Source organism: Microbispora sp. KK1-11 (genome assembly GCF_006874435.1).
Taxonomy (GTDB): Bacteria; Actinomycetota; Actinomycetes; order Streptosporangiales; family Streptosporangiaceae; genus Microbispora; species Microbispora catharanthi.
Genome location: NZ_VIRJ01000016.1, coordinates 73,410 through 94,484, shown reverse-complemented (window position 1 = coordinate 94,484; position 21,075 = coordinate 73,410). Strand labels below are relative to the sequence as shown.

Sequence of the window (21,075 nt, the reverse complement as noted above, 5' to 3'; positions counted from 1 at the left end):
CCGACAGTTCGCGAAGGACGGGGGCGGGAGCCGCGCCGAGGACGTGGGCGGCCCCCGCCGGACCGCTCGGCGAGAGGGCCGCTCCAGACCGCGCGGCCCCTCGTCTCAGGAGCGATCGAGAATTACGGTAGACCGCTTGCAGCCCACTTTCATTCCTTTTTGTCCGGGTGTACTCGGGCCGGTCGCCGTGGATGGAGAGAGACCGGCCCGAGGGTCATCCTCCCTGGGTCCAGACCCGTTCCCAGCGAGAGCACTTGCCGGTGATCCGGGACGCGCTGCCCCGGCAGACCATGGCCTCGGCCAGCAGCATGTATCCGGCGTTCACCGTGAACGTCCGCGGGGTGGACTGGGAGCAGTTGCGGTAGGTCGCCGTGCGGTACTTCCCGCGGTCGGTAAACCACTTGATCTTCACCCAGGAGCAGGTCCTGGCCCCGCCCGCGTCGTAGAGGTCGCCGACGACACGCAGGCCCGACGAGCCCGACCGGACGTGCCCGTTCGCCCAGCCCTTGGTGTCCGAGGACGCTGTGGGCCCCCACTCCCAGGTCTCCGCGGCCGAGGACGCCGAAGCCGCGGCGGGAGCCGCGGCGAGACCTGCGGCCAGAGCGGCGGACAGCCCGGCGGCGGCGAGGGGGAGCAGAAGGCGCGCGGCGCTTCGCATGGTCTTTCTCCTGAACGTCTGAACTTCCAGCACGTCAAGAGATAGGTGACAGGGCTTGTGAATCACTTGGGGATGAGCTGGGAGACCGCTTGGATCACTCCGCGCGATCCCGGCGGAGGTCAGATCGTGAGGTGCGGCCCGAGCCGGGCCAGCGCCTCGGAGGGCCCGGGCTCGGCCGCGAGGGCGGCGGTCAGCAGCAGCCGGGCCTTGGGGGCGGCGAGCGATCCGGCGAAGACCGCGCCCGCCTCTTGCAGGGTGGCCCCGCCTCCCGCGCCGTACACCGGCACGGACGGACCGGCGTGGCAGCGCGAGGTCACGAGCACGGGAATGCCCGCCGCGACGCACGCGCGGATCTCGCCGAGCAGGCCGGGGGTCGGGTTGCCCGCCCCCAGGGCCTCCAGGACGAGCCCGAGTGCACCCGCCGCCCGGGAGGCGGCCACATGGACGCCGTCGGCGCCGAGGTAGGCGGGCACGATGTCCACCCGGACCGCCAGGCCCTCGAGCTCCGCCAGGGTGAAGCCGGGGAGACGTTCGGGCCTGGCGGCGATATGGACGCGTCCGTCGTGCACGCGGCCGATGGGACCGTAGCCGGGTGAGTCGACGGCGTCCGGCGCCACAGTGTGGGCCTTGGTCGCGTACCGTGCGGCGTGGACCCGCCCGGCCATGACGACGACGGCGCCCAGACCCCGGCCCGCGGTCGCGGCGGCGACCTGGAGGGCGTCCGCGAGGTTGCGCGGCCCGTCGCCGTCCGGCTCGCCCGCGTGCCGCTGCGCCCCGGTGAACACCACTGTCCGGCGGGCGTCCAGGAGCAGGTCCACGAAGAACGCGGTCTCCTCCATCGTGTCGGTGCCATGGGTGACGACGACCCCGTCCACTTCGGGGTCGGCGACCGCCACGGCGACCCGTTCCACGATCCTCAGCATGTCGTCCAGCGTGAGGTTGAAGCTGTGGACGAGCATCGCCTCGTCCACCTCGACGGTCACCGCCGCTCCGGCCGCACCGATCAGGTCGCGCCCGGCGACGGCCACGCTGACCTCGCCGCCGGGGCCGGGCACAGAGGCGATCGTGCCTCCGGTGGTGATGACGCGGATCCGTGCGCTCATCGGGACAGCGCCTCCTCCCGCTGTCCGGACGTACGGCCGGTCCTCGTCCGGGCGAGCAGGTAGTAGATCCCGCCCGCGACCAGGCCGCCGGCCAGCCACGAGAAGTCGGTGTCGTTCAGCGCCCGGGCGATGGGACCCTGGGTCGCGGGCACCATCCCGAACTGCCAGCTCCACGCCGCGAGCAGGCCCAGCCCGAGGCTGATCATCGCGGGCCGGCCGGTGCCGCCGGCGGCAGAGGCGTCGTCACGGTAGAGGGAGAGCACGTCGATCCGGCCGCGGCGCAGGAGGAAGAAGTCGACCAGGACGATGCTCGCCCACGGGCTGATCCACACCAGGATCGAGACCATCCAGTTGTCGAAGGCGTGGGCGAAGCTGTCGGCCCGGACGAACACCGCGAGCACGACGGACGCCACGAGACCCGCGATGAGGGTGAGCTTCCATCGGGCGATCCGGATGCCGACGGACAGGGCGGCGAGTGAGCAGGAGTAGAGGTTGAGGATGTTGGTGGCGACCGGCCCATGCATGATCAGCAGGAGCACGGGAATCGCCATCACCCCGAAGGTGCTCGTCACCAGGCCGGCGGGGTCGGCTCCGCTGCCCGAGGCGGCCAGGTATGCCCCGAGCGCGGCCAGCCACACGGTCGGCACGTACATGCCGAGTGCGGTGGACCAGAACACGGACCGGGCGGACGCACCGGCCCGGACGAAGCGGCTGTAGTCGGCGGAGTAGGGCAGCCACGTGATCCCCCAGCCGACGCCGATCGCGGTGAGGAGCTGCGTGATCGCGGTGATCTTCGAGCCCGGCGCCGCCGCGGCGGTCGTCCACCGGGGGTCGGCCTGGCTCACCGCGAGGACGGTCATGAGGGCCATGAGCGCCACGGTGGCCGGCACGGTGTACTTCTCGAAGGTGCGGATGGCGTAGAAGCCGTACAGCGCCAGAAAGAGCTGGACGCCCATGATGACGGCGGCCACCAGATACTTCAGGCCGGTGCCGCCCTGGACGCCCAGCTGCGCGAGGATCGCCAGCACGAGGTCGAGCACGACCCAGGTGTTGACCCCGACCCAGCCCATGGTCAGCAGACCCTGGACGAGGCCCGGCACGATCGCCCCCCGGCGCCCGAACGCCGCGCGGCCGAGCACCATCTGGTTGACCCCGGTGCGATGTCCCATGACGTTGAACAGGCCGAACACGGCGCAGCCCACGAGGTTGCCCACGGCCACGACGACGACGGTCTCGACCAGGCTGAGACCCAGGGTGATGCCGAGGGCGCCGAGCACCCAGTTGATCGGTGCGATGTTGGCGCCCGTCCAGATCCAGAACTGTTGCCATGGAGTGGAGTCGCGGGCCGAGGGGGAGATGGGCTCGATGCCGTGGGAGTCGAAACGGACCGCGTCCGCCGAGTCGGCAGGAGGGGGGTTGTGCATGGCTGCTCCTGATAGTGCCGGCGTCACACCCTGGTGTGACGCCCACCACACAAGCAGGTGGGACAGAGCCCGATAAATGGACGAAGCTCTAGCGATCAGGCCGGCCACTGTGTAGATTCACACGGTGTTCACGCTGCGGTCCCTGGTCGCGAACGCGTCGCTGAAGCTGAAAGTGCTGGTGCCCGGCCCGGAGGGCGCCCTGGACGAGCCCGTCGCATGGGTCCACAACACCGAGCTCCCCGACCCCTCCCCGTACGTCCGGGAGCGGGAGCTGGTGCTGACCAACGGCCTGTGGACGGGGCAGGTGAGCGCCGCCGAGTTCGTGGCGAATGTGCGGCTGGCGAGGGCGGCGGGAATCGTCTTCGGGTTGCGTCCGCAGACTCCGAGCACCCCGCCGGAGCTGGTCACCGCCTGCCGGGACGCGGGCCTGCCGCTGCTGGAGATCGCCCCGGCGGTGCCGTTCACGGAGGTCTCCCAGGCGGTCTCCGCCATGTACACGAACCAGCGCCAGCAGGCCCTGGTCGGAATGGTCCGCAGGGGCGACGCCCTGGCGACCGCGATCTCGCGTGGGGCGGGCCCGTCCGGTGTGCTCGACGTACTCCGGCGGGATCACGACCTGCCTCTCGCCGTGGTCGACCGGACGGGCCGGGTGCTCGCGGCGGCAGGGGCCGACCTCGACGACGCTCAGGTCAGGGCGGTGACCGCCGGGCTGGCCCGCAGGCCGCCGGCGCTGGAGGTGGTCCTGCAGCCGGACCGAGGCGAGACCCTCGCCGCGCTCTTCCCCGTGGGAGCGGTGGGTGACGTCGACGCGGCGCTCGTCTGCCTGCGCCCGCTGTCCGGCCTCGAACCGGCCGAGCGGGCGGCGCTGGAGCAGGCGGCCAGGTTCCTCAGCCTGGAGGTGGCCAAGCAGCAGGCGGTGCAGGCGATCGAGATGCGCTTCGCCGGCGAGCTGCTGGAGATGGTGCTGTCCGGCGGGCAGCGCACGGCTGAGGTGGCCGGCAGGCTGCAGGCGTTCGGTGTGGACGCGGCGGGGCCGCTGGCCGTGTGCGCGCTGGCCTTCGCGGGGCCGGAGCCCGCCGCACTGCCCGGCCTGGCCGAGGTGGCCGGCGAGTTCCTCTCCGCTTCCGGGATCCCCGCGTTGGTGGCCGGAGGGACGCAGGACGTCGTGTCCGTGCTCTCCTGGCGGCATCCCGAGCCCGAGCTCCCCCTCCTGGCCGAGCGCCTTCTGGCGGCCGTGGGCAGGCGCTTCCCCGGCCGGCGGGTGGTCGCGGGGCTCGGCGGGGTGGCTCCGCACGCGGCGGGGCTCCGGCAGCCGCTGCTGCACGCGCGGGAGGCGTGCCGGGTGCTCCGGCGCTCACCCGGCGGGCCGGCGGTTCGCCGCTTCGCCGAGCTGGGCACACATCGGCTGCTGCTCGGGCTGGTGGACTCCGAGACGTTGCGCGGCTTCTCCCGCGACCTGCTCGGTCCGCTCCGGGAGCACGACGCCCGGCGCGGGAGCGATCTGGAACCGACGCTGCGCGCCTTTCTCGATCACGACGGGCAGTGGGCGGCCACGGCCGCGGCACTGCACATCCACGTCAACACCCTGCGCAACCGCCTGGCGAAGATCGCCGAGTTGACCGGCAGGGATGTGGGACGCACCGAGGACCGCGTCGACCTGTTCCTCGCCCTCGCCGTCGAGACGGGCTGAGCAGCACCTGCCGACCGCGCCTACGAGGGATAGACCTCGGGGTCGACGGCCGGCGAGCGGGGCCGGCGGGTGGTCAGGTCCGGATCGGCCGCCGCCAGCTCGGCCACCTCGCGGCACCGGGCGAACCGCACGTCCCCGCACTCCAGCGCGTACTCGACGAATCGGCGCAGCGCCATGGCACGCCCCGGACGGCCCGACAGGAACGGATGCACACACAGGTTGAACAGGCATCCGTAGTGGCGCATCCCGTCGAGCTCGGCGCGCCACATCTCCAGCACCTTGCCCGGAGACTCGATCACCGAGCCGACGTGTGGCGCGGGGAGGAAGGCGTACTGCTCCCAGTCGTCGAGCGACCAGTGCACGGGCAGCTCGACGATGTCGCGGGACCCGGTGACCAGCCGGTACGGCCGGTCGTCACCCATGAGGGAGGAGTCGTAGAGCAGGCCGTGCTCGGCGACGAGATCGGGGGTCTGCCACGACGCCTCCCACAGCGCGGCCCGATGCCCGGCGATCTCGATGCCCTGGCTCGCGAACACCTCCAGGCCACGCTCGAAATCCGCGCGTTCCTCCTGTGCGGTCATCGAGGTGGGCGGGCGGTGGCTGTAGGAATGGTGTGCCACCTCGTGCCCGCGCTCCACGATCGACGCGGCCAGCCCCGGCCGTTGCTCGGCGACCCAGCCCGGGACGAAGAACGTCGCCGGGACGCCGAGTTCGCCGAGCAGGTCCAGGATGCGCGGAAGGCCCACCTCCGGGCCGTACGCCTGGTGTGACATGGTGCTCGCGTGCCGGGCGTACTCGCGCCCATGCGCGAGGACGGGCGTCTCGGCGTCCACGTCGAAGGTCAGGGTCACCACGGCCGCGGCGCGGTCACGCCAGTTCGCGCTCATCCCGCTCCTTCCTCTCCCGGCCGGTCGCACGGCCGGCGTTCCACCGTCCTTGGTGTGCCGAGTCTCGCATTCCCCGCGATCAGGACATGGCCCGCGCCGCCCGCAGCCAGCGGCGCGCGTTGCCGAGCGTCGCCATCGGCTCCAGCATCGCGTGGTCGAACCGGTCCAGCGTCAGGCCCCGGGCGAGGCGCCGCGGCAGATCGGGGTTGGCCAGCGCGCCCCTGGCGACCGACAGCATGTCGGCATGGCCGTCCGCGAGCACCCGTGCCGCCTGGGCGAGATCGTGCATGCCGCCGTTCGCGACGACCGGAAGGCCGGTCACCTCGCGGGCGAGGGCCGTGATCGTGACGTCGCCGTCGAGGCGGGCGGTCTCGATCCAGTCGCGGCCCTCGCTGGCGATGTGCAGGTAGGTCGCGCCGGCGTCGGCGAGTGCGGAGAAAATGATCTCCGCGTCCCGGGCGCCCCCGGCCCAGCGGTGCGTGAAGTCGTTGACCTTGCCCTGGGACAGCCGCACCCCGACGCAGAAGCCGGGGCCCAGTTCCGCCCGGATGCCGGCCACCACCTCGGCCGTCAAGCGCACCCGGTTCGCGACGTCGCCTCCGTAGGAGTCGGCCCGCCGGTTGGTGTAGTCGGTGAGGAACTGATCCAGCAGGTAACCGTTGGCCGCGTGCACCTCGACACCGTCGAACCCCGCCTCTCGAGCCCGTACGGCCGAGCCGGTGAAACCGGCGATCGCCGTCTCGATGTCGGCCGTGCTCATCTCCCTGGGGATCGGCCACCTGCCCGATCCCCCGTACTCGGGCATCATCTCCCCGCGTGGCGGCACGGCGGACGGCCCGGCCGTCTCGTCGCGATAGGCGTTGCCCTGGGACAGGGCGCCGGCGTGCATGAGCTGCAGCAGGATCCGTCCGCCCGCGGCGTGCACGCGGCCGGTGATCTCCCGCCATGCCGCGACATGAGCGTCCGACACGATGCCCGGCTGGTTGCGATACCCCTGGCTGTAGACGGTGTCCGTGTAGGTGCCCTCGGTGATCACCAGACCGAAGCCGCCTTCGGCGAATTCGGTGTAGTAGTCGGCCATCTCCGGGGTCGGCGTGCCGTCGGGGGCCGCGGAGACCCGGGTCATCGGCGCGACCGCGAGCCGGTTGGGCAGGTCGAGGCCGGCGAAACGGAGGGGCAGCAGGGCCGGATGACCCGGAGTGAACGCGCTCATCATCGGAAACGCACTCCTCGGAACGTGGGATCAGTCGGATTCGGGCAGGACGTCGATCGCCAGCGACGTCGGCACGCCGCCGTTGATGGCCACCAGGTCCTGCGGGCAGGCGGAGACCACGAGAACGCAGTCCATGACCGCCTGGAAGGTGATCGCGTCTCCCGGTCGGCTGACCGCGGGGAGCCAGTCGAGCCGCCCCTCCTCGTCGACGGGGATCCGCATGAACACGTTGACCGGTTGCGGGGTGAAGGGAACGGCCAATCCCATCGAGGCGAGCGCCTGGTGCAGGTTGCCGGCGCACGAGGCATGGGACGGCTGCGCGCCCAGCGCGGCGTACCGCTCCGGATCGCACGCGGCGATCAGCATGTCGTGCCGGCCCGGGGAGGTGTCGGAGACGAGCGTCAGGATCGGCCGGCGGCGATCGGTGACGAACCGCTCCCCCACGGCGGGGAACAACCGGTTCGTGGAACTGCGCGTATGCGAGGCGCTGAGGTGCTCGGTGACGTCATCGGCGGCGAAGGCGAAGACGTCGCCCACCTGGCCGCCTTCGAGATCGACGACGCTGACGCGCCGGCCCTGCGGCACCCGCACCGCCCTGGCCTCCCGGGCGGGTACGACGGTCCGCTCTATGGCGGTGATCGAATCCATACCCCAAGGCAACCATCGGTTCCCCACCTGGCGCCATGGAGCTTCCTCCAGCGAATGTCACTTCGACTGTGTCAGCATCCATCTCGCGCTGCGGAGCGCCGGCACCCGTTACTCGCCGGGGTCCTCGCGCAGCACCCGGGCCGCCTCCCTGCACCGGGCCAGCGCCGCCCTGGCGTACGCGGGCGAGGCCCCGGCCAGGCCGCAGGCGGGGGTGAGCACGACCTGCCCGGCGAGCCGGGCGGGCGGGAAGCCGAGGCGCCGCCACAGTTCGACCGCCGGCTTGGCCACCACGCCGACGTCCGGCAGCCGGGTGTCGACCCCGGGCACGACGCCGAGGAACAGCGCGAGTCCCTTCTCGATCGTCTCGCCCAGCGCGTCCTCGTCACGGCGGCGCAGCAGCGACGCGTCCAGCGACACGCCCCGCGCGCCCGCCGTACGGATCACCTCGTACGGCACGCCCGGCGCGCAGCAGTGGACGACCGGGAAGGCGGGCGCGAGCGCGGAGAGCACGGTCCTCAGCCGCTCGGCCGCGATCGGGGACTCGACGGCGGGCAGCCGCCCGAAGCCGGACGCGGTCGGCACCGTGCCCGCCAGCACCCCGGGCAGCCCCGGCTCGTCGATCTGGACGACGAGGTCGGCTCCCGGAATCCGGCGCCGGACCTCCGCCACGTGCTGCGCCAGCCCCTCGGCCAGCGACTCGGTCAGGTCGCGTACGGCTCCCGCGTCGGCGAGCACCTTGTCGCCGTGCCTGAGCTCGATCGCCCCGGCGAGCGTCCACGGCCCGCATGCCTGGATCTTGAACGGCCCCTCGTAGCCCTGGGAGAGCTCCTCCAGGCCGTCGAGGTCGCGGGTGAGGTGGTCCCTGGCCCGCTTGAAGTCCCGTCCCGGCCGGTCGGCGAGCCGCCAGCCGGACGGCTGCACCTCCACGGGCAGCTCGACCAGCAGTGACGCCGTACGGCCGATCATGTCGGCGCCCACGCCCCGGGCGGGCAGCTCGGGCAGGTAGGGCATGGGCAGTTCACCGAAGGCCGTCCTGACCGCCTCCAGATGGTCCTCGCCCGGATAGGACCCCACCCCGGTGGCTGTGGCCTCGCTCCATGGATAGTCGCTCACGGTCACTAGCTTAGGGATTATGAAACTCACCAAACTCGGTCACGCGTGCTGGCGACTGGAGAAGGACGGGCGGACGCTCGTCATCGACCCCGGCTCGTTCAGCGGCGAGGGGCTCCTCGACGGCGCGGACGCCGTGCTCATCACCCACGAACACTTCGACCACGTGGACGCGAATCTGCTGAAGAACGCGGGTCCGGGCCTGGAGGTCTTCACCTGCCGGGCCGTCGCCGACCAGCTCGGCCGGATCTTGGCGAAGGTCCAGGTCGTCCAGCACGGAGACGCCTTCACCACCGCCGGTTTCGACGTGCGGGCGGTCGGCGAGTGGCACGCCCGCAACCTGCCCGACGTTCCGCCCGTGCAGAACGTCGGCTTCCTGGTGGACGACGAGGTGTTCTACCCGGGCGACGCGCTCACGCCTCCGGGCGTCGAGGTGCCCACCCTGCTCGTGCCGACCGGCGGCCCGTGGCTGAAGGCGTCGGACACCATCCTCTACCTGCGGGAGGTCCGCCCCGCGCGGGCGTACTCCACGCACGACGGGCTGTACAACGAGATCGGCCTGAAGCTGGTCGACAACTGGCTCGGCGGCGAGGCCGAGGCGCAGAAGGCCGACTTCCGCCGCATCCCGGTCGGGGAGTCCGTCGAGATCTCCTGACTCAGACGGCCGAGGCGATCGTGGCGGACCCGATGACGGCGTCCCCGTCGTACAGGACGGCGCCCTGGCCCGCCGCGACGCCGGTCGCCGGGCGGTCGAGCTCGATGTGCAGCTCGCCGCCGGACACCTGGGCGCGGCAGCCGTACACCTCGCCGTGCGCCCGCAACTGGACCGTGCAGGTGATCGGCTCGTACGGCTCCGTCAGCGGGCCGTTCCACACCGGCCGCTCGCCCACGATGCTCCGGACCTCCAGGGAGGTGCGGGGACCGACCGTGACCGTGTTGGACACCGGCTCGATCGACAGCACGTAGCGCGGCCTGCCGTCGGCGGCCGGCCGGTCGATGTGCAGGCCCTTGCGCTGCCCGACCGTGAAGCCGTACGCCCCCTGGTGGCTGCCGACCACCTGGCCGGTGAGCGCGTCGACGATCGGCCCCTGCGACGCGCCGAGCCGGTCGGCGAGGAACGCCCGGGTGTCGCCGTCGGCGATGAAGCAGATGTCGTGGCTGTCGGGCTTGTCGGCGACGGTCAGCCCGCGCCGCGCCGCCTCCTCGCGCACCTGCGCCTTGGTCGAGCCGCCGAGCGGGAAGATCGCGTGCGCGAGCTGCTCGCGGGTGAGCACGCCCAGCACGTACGACTGGTCCTTGGCCTCGTCGACGCTGCGCCGCAGTACGCCGTCGTCCAGCCGCGCGTGGTGGCCGGTGGCGACGGCGTCGAAGCCGAGCGCGAGCGCCCGGTCGAGCACCGCCTCGAACTTGATCTTCTCGTTGCAGCGCAGGCAGGGGTTGGGGGTGCGCCCCGCGGCGTACTCGCTGACGAAGTCCTCGACCACGTCACGATGGAACCGTTCCGCCATGTCCCATACGTAGAAGGGGATGCCGATGACGTCGGCCGCCCGGCGCGCGTCGCGGGCGTCCTCCAGGGTGCAGCACCCGCGCGCGCCGGTGCGGTAGGACTGCGGGTTGGACGACAGCGCCAGATGGACGCCGGTCACGTCGTGCCCCGCCTCGGCGATCCGGGCGGCGGCCACCGCGGAGTCGACCCCGCCGGACATGGCGGCGAGGACGCGGAGCTTTCGTGTGGGTCCCATAACAGTTCGAGGTTACCGCCCGCCGGGCCGCGCCCGCGTTGGCATCGGGGCGGGCGGGCTGGGAGGATGCGGGGTCATGCGACTGTTCGGGCGCAAGAGCGAGTCCGCCGACCCCGCCGAGGCCATCGCGGCATTCTGGACCTGGTGGGACGAGGCACGTCCCCAGATCGACGCGCACGTCGAGGCGGAGGACCCCGAGGCCCTGTTCGAGATGATCGGCCCCGCCGTCACCGCCCTTCATCCGTCCCTCGTCTGGGAGATCGCTCCCGGCCGCATGGCCGTGAACGCCCTGGTCGTCAGCGCGTCGAACGATCCGGAGCTGCGGCCGTTCGCCCACCGGTGGGCCCTCGCCGCGCCGCCGGCGGACGCGATGTGGGAGTTCCATCCGTCGCGGCAGGCGAACCCGCAGGCCGCGGATCTGACGGTCGACGTCGGTGGTCGCGAGTTCGGGCTCGACCGGCTGGTGGTGGCGCTGCGCGTGCCGCCCGGCACGCCGCGCGTGGACGTCACCGCCTTCCACCCGATCTTCCCCGACGTCGACGACGACACCCGGACGGAGGCGGCCTTCCTCGCGCTCGACTGGCTGCTGGGCGAGGACGAGGTGGCCCGCTGGGTGGGCGAGATCGTGGCCGCGGAGTTCGAGCCGATCGACGCCCTCCCCGCGATCCATCTGCCCGCCGTCGTCGCCGACGTGGCGGAGGGTTTCACGGAGGAGCAGTGGGCGCTCCTCGAAGGCCACACCGCCACCGGCGGCCGGCTGACGGCCGCCGCCCGCTATCCCCTCCGGCCGGTCGACTTCCCGCTGTACGACCAGCACATCGCCGTCACGCTGCCCTACCGGGAGGCCGACGGCGACGGGCTGCCGGCGGGAGCCTCCCTGGACGCGCTGCGCGACTTCGAGGAGCGGCTGAACGAGCGGCTGGCCGCGCTCGGCTCTGCCGTGCTGACGGCCCACCTGAGCGCCGACCGCAGCCGGGTGCTGCACGTCTACGCCGATCCCGCGGCCGCCGTGCCGCCCGTGATCGAGGAGGTCGCGGCCGAGTGGAAGGAGGGGCGGGCCCGCGTCGACGTGGCCGAGGACCCCTCGTGGAGCGCGGTCGCCCCCTTCCTGACATGAACCGGATATTTAGCGCGTTTCGCCACAATTGAGCACGGGCACGTCGCGATAGACGCAACGCGTGGGCGAGCGCCCGCGATCCGCCCGTTCCCGCAGGCTGCGGGGCCGATCCGGCGATGGGATTGGGGTCGGACATGGCTCAGCGCGCACTGAACCGGTTGCTGGACGCGATCGAAGGCGACGGCCGCCTCGACCGGCCGGGGCATCGGCTCGAACAGGGTCTCGCCTTCGCCGAGAACCTCGCCGGGGTCACCAGGAGCCGCGCCCGCGGTTTTCTCCACGGCGTCTGGCTGGGGCACCCTCTCCACCCGGTGCTCACCGACCTCCCGATCGGCTCCTGGACGACGGCGCTGGTCCTGGACCTCACCGGGCAGAAGCGCGCGGCGCGCGCAGCCGTGGGAGTCGGCCTCGCCGGAGCGCTGGCCGCGGCGGTGACCGGCCTGCACGACTGGCAGCACACGCACGACGACGCCCGGCGCGTCGGCATGGTCCACGGCACGCTCAACACCCTCGCCCTCGTCCTGTACGGCTGGTCGTGGTGGCAGCGGGGACGGGGGCACCACCTGCGGGGGCGGCTCGCCGCCCTGCTCGGCTATCCCGTGATCATGGCCAGCGGCTTCCTGGGCGGCACGCTCGTCTACCGCCACCGGATCGGGGTCGACCAGACAAAAAGGCAGCTCGATCCACGCCATTTCACCCCGGTGCTGGCCGAGCGCGACCTGACCGACAATCGCCCCCACCGGGTGCGGGCGGGCGACGTGGATGTCGTCCTGGTCCGCGCGGACGGCCGCATCCACGCCCTGGAGAACGCCTGTCCGCACCTGGGCGGCCCGCTGTCCCAGGGCTGGCTCCGCGACGGGTCCATCACCTGCCCCTGGCACGGTTCTGAGTTCGAGCTGCGCAGCGGCGAGAGCCTGAACGGCCCGGCCGTCGCCCCGGCGCCGTGCTTTCAGACTCGCGTACGCGACGGGTGGATCGAGGTGCGCCGGGCGCCGAAGGCGACCAGCTCGCCTCCCGGCAGCGCGCTGGTCCACCAGCAGGAGGTGCGGCCATGAGGAGAAGGCCACAGGTGCTCACGGAGGTGCGGGAGGCACCGGCCCCGCAGGAGCGCAAGACGGCGACGCGGGTGCTCGTGGAGCACCACGAGGTGCTGCGGGGGCTCATGCGGCGCCTGCTGGAGACGCCGCGCTCGGAGCCCGGACGACGGCGCGCGCTCGCCGACGAGCTGTTCGACGAGCTGTGGATGCACGAGCGCATCGAGGAGAAGATCTTCTATCCCGCGATGCGGGACGTCACCCCGGCCATCTCGGCCGCCTGGTCCGAGCACCGCCAGCTCAGCGACCAGCTCGCGGCGCTGGTGCGCGCCGACCCGCAGACCGAGCGATTCGACCGGGAGCTGGGCGTGATGCACGACGCGCTGGAGTCGCACGCCCACCTCGACGAGGAGCGGCAGATGTTCCCCGAGATCGAGCGCTTCGCGGATGAGGAACGGCTGATCGAGCTGGGCGACCTGCTCCAGGCCCGCCTGTGGCGGCTGCGCTCGTCACGGCGCATCCGGGCGGTCCTTCGCCTCCAGCGGGCGCTGCTGCGCCGTACGGCCCGGTAGGCGCGGCGATGGCGGCGGGAGGGGGAAATAGGGCAAGTTACGACAGACCGGCACGGCGGGCGCGCTCGACGACGTGCCCGATGACCTCCGCGACCCGGTCGACGTCCTCCTCCGCCGAGGTGTGACCGAGGGAGAAACGCAGCGAGCCGCGGGCGCGCGCGCCGTCCTGGCCCATGGCGAGCAGCACGTGGGACGGCTGGGCGACCCCGGCCGAGCAGGCCGAGCCGGTGGAGCACTCCACGCCCTTGGCGTCGAGGAGCATGAGCAGGGCGTCCCCCTCGCATCCGGGGAACGAGAAGTGGGCGTTGCCGGGCAGCCGGTTCACCGGGTCGCCGTTCAGCACGACGTCGGGCACGGCCAGCCGTACGCGCTCGATCAGGTCGTCGCGCAACGCCGACAGCCGCTCGGCCGTGGCGGGCTGCCGCGCGACGGCCGTCTCGACCGCCGCCGCGAACCCGGCGATGGCCGGCGCGTCGAGGGTGCCGGAGCGGATGTCGCGTTCCTGCCCGCCGCCGTGCAGGACGGGCACCGGATCGACGCCTCGGGCCAGCAGCAGCGCCCCGACGCCCACGGGACCGCCGACCTTGTGGCCGGAGACGGTCATGGCGTCCACGCCGGACTCGGCGAACGAGACCGGGAGCTGCCCCACCGCCTGCACCGCGTCGGTGTGGAAGGGGATGCCGTATTCGTGCGCGATGCCGGCCAGCACGCGCACCGGCTGCACGGTGCCCACCTCGTTGTTGGCCCACATGACGCTCACCAGCGCCACGTCGTCCGGGTCGCGGGCGATGGCCTCGCGCAGCGTCTCCGGATGCACCCGGCCCCGCTCGTCCACGTCCAGCAGCTCGACCCGGGCGCCGTGGTTGTCGCCGAGCCAGTGGGCGGGGTCGAGGGCGGCGTGGTGCTCGACCGAACTGATCAGGATCCTCGGCCGCCTCCTCGCCCAGAACAGGCCCTTGATGGCGAGGTTGTCGGCCTCGGTGCCGCCGGCCGTGAACACGACCTCGCTCGGACGGGCGCCGAGCGCGCAGGCGATCGTCTCGCGCGACTCCTCGACGACCCGGCGGGCGCGGCGGCCCGCCGCGTGCAGGGACGAGGGGTTGCCGACCTGCCCGAGCTGGGCGGTCATCGCCTCGATCGCCTCGGGCAGCATCGGTGTGGTCGAGGCATGGTCCAGATACGCAGCTCCCACGACCCCTCCCTGACACGTATTCAGCCCACCAAGCGTATCCGGGTGAGAAAAGAAGACCGGCACGTGTCGCAACTTAACCGTCCAGACGGTACAGTAGAGGGCATGAGGAGGGACGAACTGCTGGACGCGGCCGAGGGCCTGCTGCAGGATCAGGGCGCCCAGGCCCTGACCCTGGCGGCGGTGGCCGAGCGCGCCGGTGTCAGCAAGGGCGGTCTCCTCTATCACTTCGCGAACAAGGAAGCGCTCGTCAAAGGCATGATCGAGCGCCTGATCGCCGATTTCGACGCGCTCATCGAGGCGCAGTCGGAGAGCACCTACACCCGGGCGTACGTCGCCGCGACGTTCGAGGCCGTGGAGACCGGCCGGCTGCGACGATGGGCCGTGGTCACGGGCGCGGCCGGCGATCCCGAGTTGCTCGCGCCGTTGCGCGGCGCGATGGACCGCTGGATGCGGCAGGGCCTGGACGACGAGCCCGACCCCCTGACCTCCCAGGTCGTACGGCTGGCCTGTGAGGGCGTCTGGGAGGTCGCCACCCACTGTGCGGCGATCATCGACTACGCCGCGATCCGCGCCAGGCTGCTCGCCCTGTTGTAGCGCGCCGCTTGTGAACTCCTGACCTACACCTGGTGGTCGCCCTTCCTTCCGGCTCTGCCGTGAAAGGGCGACCTGCTGGTGTCTGCCCGTAAATCCGGGCCCGGAAACCCACTCGACTCACCTGGAAAGGAAGCTGTGATGACCCGCGCTTTGAGGAAGGCCCGTCAGGGGGCAGTCCTCACTTTCGTCCTGGCCGGCCTGATGTGTGGAACGTTCACCGTGCGCCTCCCGGCCCTGGCCGACCGGCTCCGCCTGCCGGAGTCGTCGGTCGGGCTGACCCTGCTCAGCTGGGGGATCGGCGCGCTGCTCACCATGCAGCTCATGCGCGTCGTCCTGGCCAGGATCGGCAGCCGTGGCGTCCTGCGCGCGGCGGCTCCCCTGTGCGCGGCGTCACTGGTCCTCGTCGCGTTCGCGCCGTCCCTCCCGGTGCTGGCCGTGGCCGCCGCGCTGTTCGGCATGGCGTTCGGCGCGGTCGACGTCGGCATGAACGCCCAGGGCTCGGCCGTCGAGCGCGCGTACGGCAGGCCGATCATGAGCAGCATGCACGCGGGATGGTGCGTCGGCGCGATCTCGGCGGGCCTGCTCGGCACGGGGGCCATCGCCCTGGGCCTGTCTCTCACCGCCCACATCCTGGTCGTCGCCCTGGTGTCGGTGCCGGCGGCGCTGGCCCTCAGCCGTCTGCACCTGCCCGACCCCGCGCCCGAGACGGACGAGGCGGGCCAAGCGTCGGCTCGTGCCCGGCGCAGGCTGCCCGGGGTCGTCTACCTGCTCGGCGCGGTCACCTTCGCCGCGTTCATGGTGGAGGGCGTCGTCGCCGACTGGAACGGCCTGTACCTGATCGGCACGCTGCACGCCTCCGAGGCGGTCGCCGCGCTCGGCTACCCGGTGTTCGAGGCGGGCATGCTGCTCGCCCGGCTGGCCGGCGACCGGCTGCGCGGCCGCTACGGCGCCCGCGGGCTGATCATGTTCTCCGGGGCCGCCACCGCGCTCGCGTTCCTCGTGGTCATCGCCGCGCCGGTGACCGTGGCCGCCGTGGCCGGGCTGTTCTTCATCGGGCTGTCGGTGGCGACGATCTCGCCGATGGCGCTGTCGCTGGCGGGGACCGCGACGCGCGAGCCCGGCCCGGCGATCGCGCAGGCGAGCGCGATGGGCTACGCGGGCCTGCTGCTCGGGCCCGTGGTCATCGGCTTCCTGTCCACCGCGGCCTCGCTGCGGGTCGCGATGGGCGTGGCGGTCGTGCTCGGCGTCGTCATCGCCGTGGCCGCCCGGCTGCTGCCCGCGTCCCGTACGGAGATCATCCCGCTGCCGGTCCGGTCGGGGGACGAGGAGACGCGCCTCCGCACGGCGGCCTGACGCCTGCCGGAGCCGGCGAGGAGAGCCCCTCAGGATCCCCGCAGGAAGGCGATCGGGTCCTCGCCGGCCAGCCGGTGGAGGGCGTCGCGCCCCGGCACCGTGACTCCCGCGGCCACGACGAGGAGCGAGAACGCGGGGAGGAGATGGTCGCTCGCGTACAGGGTGTGGGCCGGCGTCGGGTTGCCTCGCGACGCTCGGAGCAGCCGCTCGTTGATGTCGGCCGCCGAGGGCGGCGTCGAGCGGGGCGGTGTTCAGGTCTGGTCCGTCTGCTGGAGGCTGGTCCCGGTCCGCTCGTCAGCCCCCGATGAGCTCCCGGCCCGTGCCGCGTGTTCCCGCGGCACGGGCCGGGCGCGTCACTTGCGCTTCTCGATCTCCTCGGTGAGCTGCGGGACGACCTGGAACAGGTCGCCCACGACACCGAAGTCGGCGATCTCGAACAGGGGCGCCTCGGCGTCCTTGTTGATCACGACGATGGTCTTGGAGGTCTGCATGCCGGCCCGGTGCTGGATGGCGCCGGAGATGCCTGCCGCGATGTAGAGCTGCGGCGACACGGTCTTGCCCGTCTGCCCGACCTGGAACTGGTGCGGATACCAGCCGGCGTCGGTCGCGGCGCGCGAGGCGCCCACGGCCGCGCCGAGCGCGTCGGCGAGCTTCTCGATGATCGAGAAGTTCTCGCCCGAGCCCACGCCCCGGCCGCCGGAGACCACGATCGCGGCCTCGGTCAGCTCCGGACGGGCGCCCTTCTCCTGGACGACCCGCTCGACGATCTTGGCCGCGCGGGCGGCGTCCGACAGCGCGACCTCCACCTTCTCCTCGGCGCCGGCCGCGGCGGCGGCGACGGGGGCGGTGCTGTTCGGCCGGACCGTGATGATCGGCGTGCCCTTGGTCACGCGGCTGTGGACGTTGACGCCGCCGCCGAAGATGGACTGCTCGGCGACGAAGCCCTCGCCGACGCCCACCGCGTCCGAGATCACACCGGAGTCCGTCTTGACCGCCAGGCGGCCGGCGATCTCCTTGCCCTCGCCGGTCGCGGCGACGAAGACCGCGGCCGGGGAGCGCTCGGCCACCAGGTGCGCCAGCACCTCGGCCTTGGGCGCCACCACGTAGTCGCCGATCTCGTCGGCCGCCGCCACGTAGATCTTCTCGGCGCCGTACTCGGCGAGCCTGGCCTTCGCAGCGTCGGAGTAGCCGGGGCCGGCCCACACGGCGGCCGGAGTGCCCAGCGACCGGGCCAGGGTCAGCAGTTCGAGGGTGACCTTCTTGACGTCACCGTCGACGTGCTCGACGAGAACCAGAATCTCACTCATCCCAAGCCCCTCAGACGAACTTCTTCGACGCGAGGAACTCGGCGGCCTTGGCTCCGCCGTCGCCCTCGTCCTTGATCACGGTGCCCGCGGCACGCGGCGGGGCCGCGGCGAAGTCGACGACCTCGCTCCAGGCGTTCGCCAGGCCCACCTGGTCGGCCGCGATCTCCGCGTCGGCGACGCCGAGCGTCTCGACCGGCTTCTTCTTGGCGGCCATGATGCCCTTGAACGACGGGTAGCGCGGCTCGTTGATCTTCTCGACCACCGACACGACGGCGGGCAGCGACGCCTCGACCTTGTCGTAGCCGTAGTCGGTGATCCGCTCCACCCGGATGGCCGTGCCCTCGACCTCGACCTTGCTGGCCAGCGTGAGCTGCGGGGCGCCGAGCCGCTCGGCCAGCATCGCGGCGAGCATGCCCGTGCGGGCGTCGGTCGACTCCGAGCCCAGGATCACCAGGTCGAAGCCGATCTTCTTCAGGGCCTGGGAGACGGCGTAGGAGGTGCCGAGGGCGTCCGAGCCGTGCAGCGCGTCGTCGTGCAGGTGCACCGCCTTGTCGGCGCCCATCGCCAGGGCCTTGCGGATGGTCTCGGTCGCCTTGGCTGGGCCCATGCTGAGGACGGTGACCTCGCCTCCATGGGCCTCCTTGAGCCGCAGCGCCTCCTCGACCGCGTACTCGTCGAGCTCGTTCACGACGCCGTCGGCGGCGTCGCGGTCGAGCGTCTTGTCATCGGACCTCAGCTTGCGCTCGGTCGCCGTGTCGGGGACCTGCTTCACGCAGACGACGATGTTCATGGCCGGTGGCCGACCTCCCCTTTCCGTACGGCTGACGCCGCGGTTCTCGGTACGTGGCGCGGGGTACGCGCACGTGATGCAAGACTGCCAGGTGCTCGCGGGCGCGCCTGTGCAGGTGGCCCGGGTGTCGAACTGACCCTGGTCCCCCCAGGCGTATGTTACCCATCGGTAGCTTAGGTGCAAACCTCCAGGTTTTTACGGCCGCGTCCTTCGGTCGAGGAAATACCCAGAACCCGGTCACGCCCACTGCCACCCTACCGAACTATGTTCCGGAAGCGTCGCGGAGGTCCCTGTAGCCGGGACACGGAACGGCCGTCGCCGCGCGCGCCGACTCCACGATCGCGAACAGGCCGGGGCCGCGCGGCGCTCACCCTGCTCCGATGTCCGATATGTTGGCATTTCTACGGTCGATCTTGGGGGACTCTGCCGGTGCGTGGGACGTGGCTGATCGGGGCTCTTGTCGTGAGCCTGGCCGGCTGTGGTGCGGTCACGGATATGGTCGCCCACCGAGCCGACGCGCCGAGCCCGGTCACGTCGCCACGGCCGACCTCGAGCGCCGTGCCCACTCCCTCCGCCGCCGTCGAGATGGGGCCGACCATCCCCCAGGCGCGGCAGGCCATGCGGGAGTGGGTGAGCAAATACAACGCGACGCTGCGAAAGCGCAAGTGGTGGAATCAGAACGACCGGCTCGACGCGCTGTTCGTCGAGGCGGCGCTGCACGAGGGCGTGATCGAACGCAACCATGAGATCTTCGGGTCGAAGCCGGGGCACAGGCCGATCAAGATGACCGGCACCCCGACGATCTACCTGCCCCGGCCGGAGCGGCAGCAGCCGATCGGCGAATGGTTCATCGCGCAGGCGACCTACAAGGACACCGAGGGCCATGCCCGCCCCCATGTGCTCGCGTTCCTCCGCTCCGCCGGGCAGCCTTTCAAGCTGGCCGTCGCGACCCCGATGCACTGGGGCCGGCGGATGCCGAAGCCGCGGCTCGACGCCGACGGCTACGTCACCGACATGGACACGCTCATGGCGGGCGCCGTGGCCCAGGAGTACCTGAACTTCTGGAACAACGAGAAGAAGGAGGGCGCCTCCGGCTACCGCCTAGCCAAGGACAGCTACAGCCGCAAGGCGTTCCCCGCCGTGAACAAGGGGGCGTACGTCGCGTTCGAAGGTCACGGCTCGGTCTTCGGCTTCCGTACCGCGGACGGCGGCTCGTTCTTCCTGTTCGGCATGGTCAACAACCCCAAACACGTCAACCAGGTGCTGAGCGAGGCGCTGCTGGTGCCCCCGGGCAGCAGAACCATCCAGGAGCTCGGCGCCGACTGGTTCTCCTAGATCGCCTCCCGGCGGGATTCAGCTCGCGAACACGAGCATGACGAGCAGGAACAGGACGGTGCCGACGGCCATGAGGAGCGTCACCGTGCTGAACAGCGTGCTGAGCAGCGCCCACACCGCGACGGCCCCGACGCCGCCCGCGAGGTCCACCACGAGCCGCCGCCTCGACTTCCCCAGCAGCCCGAACCCCACGTCCACGAGCAGGGCGATGCCGTAGAGCACCAGCAGGAGAAGCGACACCTCGGGCAGGTCGGCGCGCGCCGCGGCGGCGAACAGGCCGACGACCACCGCGGAGCCGATCACCCAGCGGCGGTGCAGCTTCTCCCGGTGCGCGGCGCGCGGGTCGTCCACCTCTCCTCGCCGGGTTCCGCGCGAGGGCCGGCTCCGCCGCCGATCGCCGGGCCGCCACTGCTGGGTGGGCGCCTCCGACAGCGCGGGCCGCGACGGCTCGATCCCGTCCAGCACCGGCGCGGCCTCCTTGAGGAGCCCGGCCAGCTCGGCCGTCGCCGGGCGGTCCGCCGGATCCGCGCTCAGGCACCGCTCCACGATCGGGGCGAGCCACGACGGCACGCCCGACAGGTCGGGCTCGCGGTGGACGACCCGGTAGGCGATCGCCGCGGCCGGCCCGGTCCCGTACGGCTGCCGCCCCGACGCGGCGAAGGCCAGCGTCGCCCCCCAGGCGAACACGTCGGCCTCCGGCCCGGCCTCCCGGCCTTCGAGCACCTCGGGGGCCAGGTAGCCGGGCGTGCCGACGACCGCGCCCGAGGCGGTGACCGAGGCCGACTCCAGCGCGCAGGCGATGCCGAAGTCGATCACGTACGGCTCGCGCTCGGAGACGATCACGTTGGCCGGCTTGAGGTCGCGGTGGACGACCTCGGCCGCGTGGACGGACTCCAGCGCCTCCGCCAGCCCCAGGGCGAGCCGCAGCAGGTCGGCCCCCGCGACCGGCCCGTCGTTGGCCACGACCGTGCTGAGCGGCCTGCCCTGGACGTACCGCGTGACGATGTAGGGCCGCTCCCCCGACAGGGAGGCGTCCAGCACCTCGGCGACGTGGGCCCCGCGAACCCGGCGCATGGTCTCCACCTCCCGGGCGAGGCGGGTGATGGCGAACCCGTCGGAGGCGACGTGGGGATGCAGGACCTTCACCGCCACCGTGCGCCCGTCGGGATCGAGCGCGAGGTGGACCTCGCCGAACCCCCCGGAGCCGAGAGCGGAGACCAGACGGTAGGGACCAAGCTGTTCCGGCGTACCCAAACTGTGTCTCCCGCTTCGCTCGGGGCCTCCGCTTCGCTCGGGGCCTCCCGGT

At 72.2% G+C, this 21,075-nt stretch carries 20 protein-coding genes; 8 read left to right on the top strand and 12 right to left on the bottom strand.

Annotated features, from left to right (window positions below):
- Positions 1 to 214 precede the first annotated feature (214 nt).
- From FLW16_RS22915 to FLW16_RS22905, 3 genes are all read right to left on the bottom strand, one after another.
- Complete coding sequence (locus tag FLW16_RS22915) at positions 215 to 658, bottom strand: hypothetical protein (protein ID WP_142562174.1); 444 nt, start codon at positions 656 to 658, stop codon at positions 215 to 217.
- A gap of 119 nt (positions 659 to 777) precedes the next feature.
- Positions 778 to 1,761: an asparaginase gene (locus tag FLW16_RS22910; RefSeq protein WP_142562173.1), complete on the bottom strand. Its 984-nt coding sequence runs from the start codon at positions 1,759 to 1,761 to the stop codon at positions 778 to 780.
- Positions 1,758 to 3,185 (bottom strand): cytosine permease, encoded by a 1,428-nt coding sequence (locus FLW16_RS22905; protein WP_142562172.1) that lies wholly within the window; start codon positions 3,183 to 3,185, stop codon positions 1,758 to 1,760. The genes FLW16_RS22910 and FLW16_RS22905 overlap by 4 nt, the downstream gene beginning before the upstream one ends.
- Positions 3,186 to 3,309: 124 nt before the next feature.
- Between FLW16_RS22905 and FLW16_RS22900 the strand changes: the two genes are divergently transcribed.
- Positions 3,310 to 4,875 carry a PucR family transcriptional regulator gene (locus FLW16_RS22900; protein WP_142562171.1) on the top strand — a complete coding sequence of 522 codons (1,566 nt, stop codon included), beginning with the start codon at positions 3,310 to 3,312 and terminating at the stop codon, positions 4,873 to 4,875.
- A gap of 20 nt (positions 4,876 to 4,895) precedes the next feature.
- Here the strand turns inward: FLW16_RS22900 and FLW16_RS22895 are convergent, their stop codons facing one another.
- The 4 genes from FLW16_RS22895 to FLW16_RS22880 form a co-directional block, all read right to left on the bottom strand.
- Positions 4,896 to 5,762: a polysaccharide deacetylase gene (locus FLW16_RS22895; protein ID WP_142562170.1), complete on the bottom strand. Its 867-nt coding sequence runs from the start codon at positions 5,760 to 5,762 to the stop codon at positions 4,896 to 4,898.
- A 79-nt stretch (positions 5,763 to 5,841) separates the two neighbouring features.
- Complete coding sequence (locus FLW16_RS22890) at positions 5,842 to 6,978, bottom strand: tRNA-dihydrouridine synthase (RefSeq protein ID WP_221891225.1); 1,137 nt, start codon at positions 6,976 to 6,978, stop codon at positions 5,842 to 5,844.
- A 27-nt stretch (positions 6,979 to 7,005) separates the two neighbouring features.
- Positions 7,006 to 7,623 (bottom strand): DUF1989 domain-containing protein, encoded by a 618-nt coding sequence (locus FLW16_RS22885; protein ID WP_142562169.1) that lies wholly within the window; start codon positions 7,621 to 7,623, stop codon positions 7,006 to 7,008.
- A 108-nt stretch (positions 7,624 to 7,731) separates the two neighbouring features.
- Positions 7,732 to 8,736 carry a methionine synthase gene (locus FLW16_RS22880; RefSeq protein ID WP_142562168.1) on the bottom strand — a complete coding sequence of 335 codons (1,005 nt, stop codon included), beginning with the start codon at positions 8,734 to 8,736 and terminating at the stop codon, positions 7,732 to 7,734.
- A gap of 19 nt (positions 8,737 to 8,755) precedes the next feature.
- Between FLW16_RS22880 and FLW16_RS22875 the strand changes: the two genes are divergently transcribed.
- Complete coding sequence (locus FLW16_RS22875; protein WP_142562167.1) at positions 8,756 to 9,388, top strand: MBL fold metallo-hydrolase; 633 nt, start codon at positions 8,756 to 8,758, stop codon at positions 9,386 to 9,388.
- Position 9,389: 1 nt separating this feature from the next.
- Here the strand turns inward: FLW16_RS22875 and mnmA are convergent, their stop codons facing one another.
- The gene (gene mnmA / locus FLW16_RS22870; protein ID WP_142562166.1) at positions 9,390 to 10,475 is read right to left on the bottom strand and encodes a tRNA 2-thiouridine(34) synthase MnmA; all 1,086 of its coding nucleotides are present in this window, start codon (positions 10,473 to 10,475) and stop codon (positions 9,390 to 9,392) included.
- A gap of 76 nt (positions 10,476 to 10,551) precedes the next feature.
- Here mnmA and FLW16_RS22865 point away from each other — a divergent pair, with 76 nt between their 5' ends.
- The 3 genes from FLW16_RS22865 (at position 10,552) to FLW16_RS22855 (ending at position 13,198) form a co-directional block, all read left to right on the top strand.
- On the top strand, positions 10,552 to 11,592 hold the full coding sequence (locus FLW16_RS22865) for a DUF695 domain-containing protein (RefSeq protein WP_142562165.1): 1,041 nt from the start codon (positions 10,552 to 10,554) through the stop codon (positions 11,590 to 11,592).
- A 134-nt stretch (positions 11,593 to 11,726) separates the two neighbouring features.
- Positions 11,727 to 12,647: a Rieske 2Fe-2S domain-containing protein gene (locus tag FLW16_RS22860; RefSeq protein ID WP_142562164.1), complete on the top strand. Its 921-nt coding sequence runs from the start codon at positions 11,727 to 11,729 to the stop codon at positions 12,645 to 12,647.
- A complete protein-coding gene (locus tag FLW16_RS22855) occupies positions 12,644 to 13,198 on the top strand; it encodes a hemerythrin domain-containing protein (RefSeq protein ID WP_142562163.1) in 555 nt (184 codons plus the stop codon). The genes FLW16_RS22860 and FLW16_RS22855 overlap by 4 nt, the downstream gene beginning before the upstream one ends.
- A gap of 37 nt (positions 13,199 to 13,235) precedes the next feature.
- Here FLW16_RS22855 and FLW16_RS22850 read toward each other — a convergent pair whose 3' ends face one another.
- Entirely contained in the window at positions 13,236 to 14,390 is a 1,155-nt protein-coding gene (locus FLW16_RS22850; protein WP_142562162.1) for a cysteine desulfurase family protein, read from the bottom strand.
- A 102-nt stretch (positions 14,391 to 14,492) separates the two neighbouring features.
- On the opposite strand from FLW16_RS22850, the gene FLW16_RS22845 reads away from it, so the two are divergent.
- Both FLW16_RS22845 and FLW16_RS22840 read left to right on the top strand, forming a co-directional pair.
- Positions 14,493 to 14,984 (top strand): TetR/AcrR family transcriptional regulator, encoded by a 492-nt coding sequence (locus FLW16_RS22845; RefSeq protein WP_142562161.1) that lies wholly within the window; start codon positions 14,493 to 14,495, stop codon positions 14,982 to 14,984.
- A 138-nt stretch (positions 14,985 to 15,122) separates the two neighbouring features.
- The gene (locus FLW16_RS22840; protein ID WP_142562160.1) at positions 15,123 to 16,337 is read left to right on the top strand and encodes an MFS transporter; all 1,215 of its coding nucleotides are present in this window, start codon (positions 15,123 to 15,125) and stop codon (positions 16,335 to 16,337) included.
- Between the two features lie 353 nt (positions 16,338 to 16,690).
- Here FLW16_RS22840 and FLW16_RS22835 read toward each other — a convergent pair whose 3' ends face one another.
- Together FLW16_RS22835 and FLW16_RS22830 are read right to left on the bottom strand one after the other, a co-directional pair.
- Positions 16,691 to 17,644: an electron transfer flavoprotein subunit alpha/FixB family protein gene (locus tag FLW16_RS22835; protein ID WP_142562159.1), complete on the bottom strand. Its 954-nt coding sequence runs from the start codon at positions 17,642 to 17,644 to the stop codon at positions 16,691 to 16,693.
- 10 nt (positions 17,645 to 17,654) lie between these two features.
- Positions 17,655 to 18,434, bottom strand: a complete 780-nt coding sequence (locus FLW16_RS22830; RefSeq protein WP_142562158.1) for an electron transfer flavoprotein subunit beta/FixA family protein — start codon at positions 18,432 to 18,434, stop codon at positions 17,655 to 17,657.
- A 558-nt stretch (positions 18,435 to 18,992) separates the two neighbouring features.
- On the opposite strand from FLW16_RS22830, the gene FLW16_RS22825 reads away from it, so the two are divergent.
- Positions 18,993 to 19,769, top strand: a complete 777-nt coding sequence (locus FLW16_RS22825) for a hypothetical protein (RefSeq protein WP_142562157.1) — start codon at positions 18,993 to 18,995, stop codon at positions 19,767 to 19,769.
- Between the two features lie 18 nt (positions 19,770 to 19,787).
- On the opposite strand, the gene FLW16_RS22820 is transcribed toward FLW16_RS22825, so the two are convergent.
- The gene (locus FLW16_RS22820) at positions 19,788 to 21,023 is read right to left on the bottom strand and encodes a serine/threonine-protein kinase (protein WP_142562156.1); all 1,236 of its coding nucleotides are present in this window, start codon (positions 21,021 to 21,023) and stop codon (positions 19,788 to 19,790) included.
- Positions 21,024 to 21,075 lie beyond the last annotated feature (52 nt).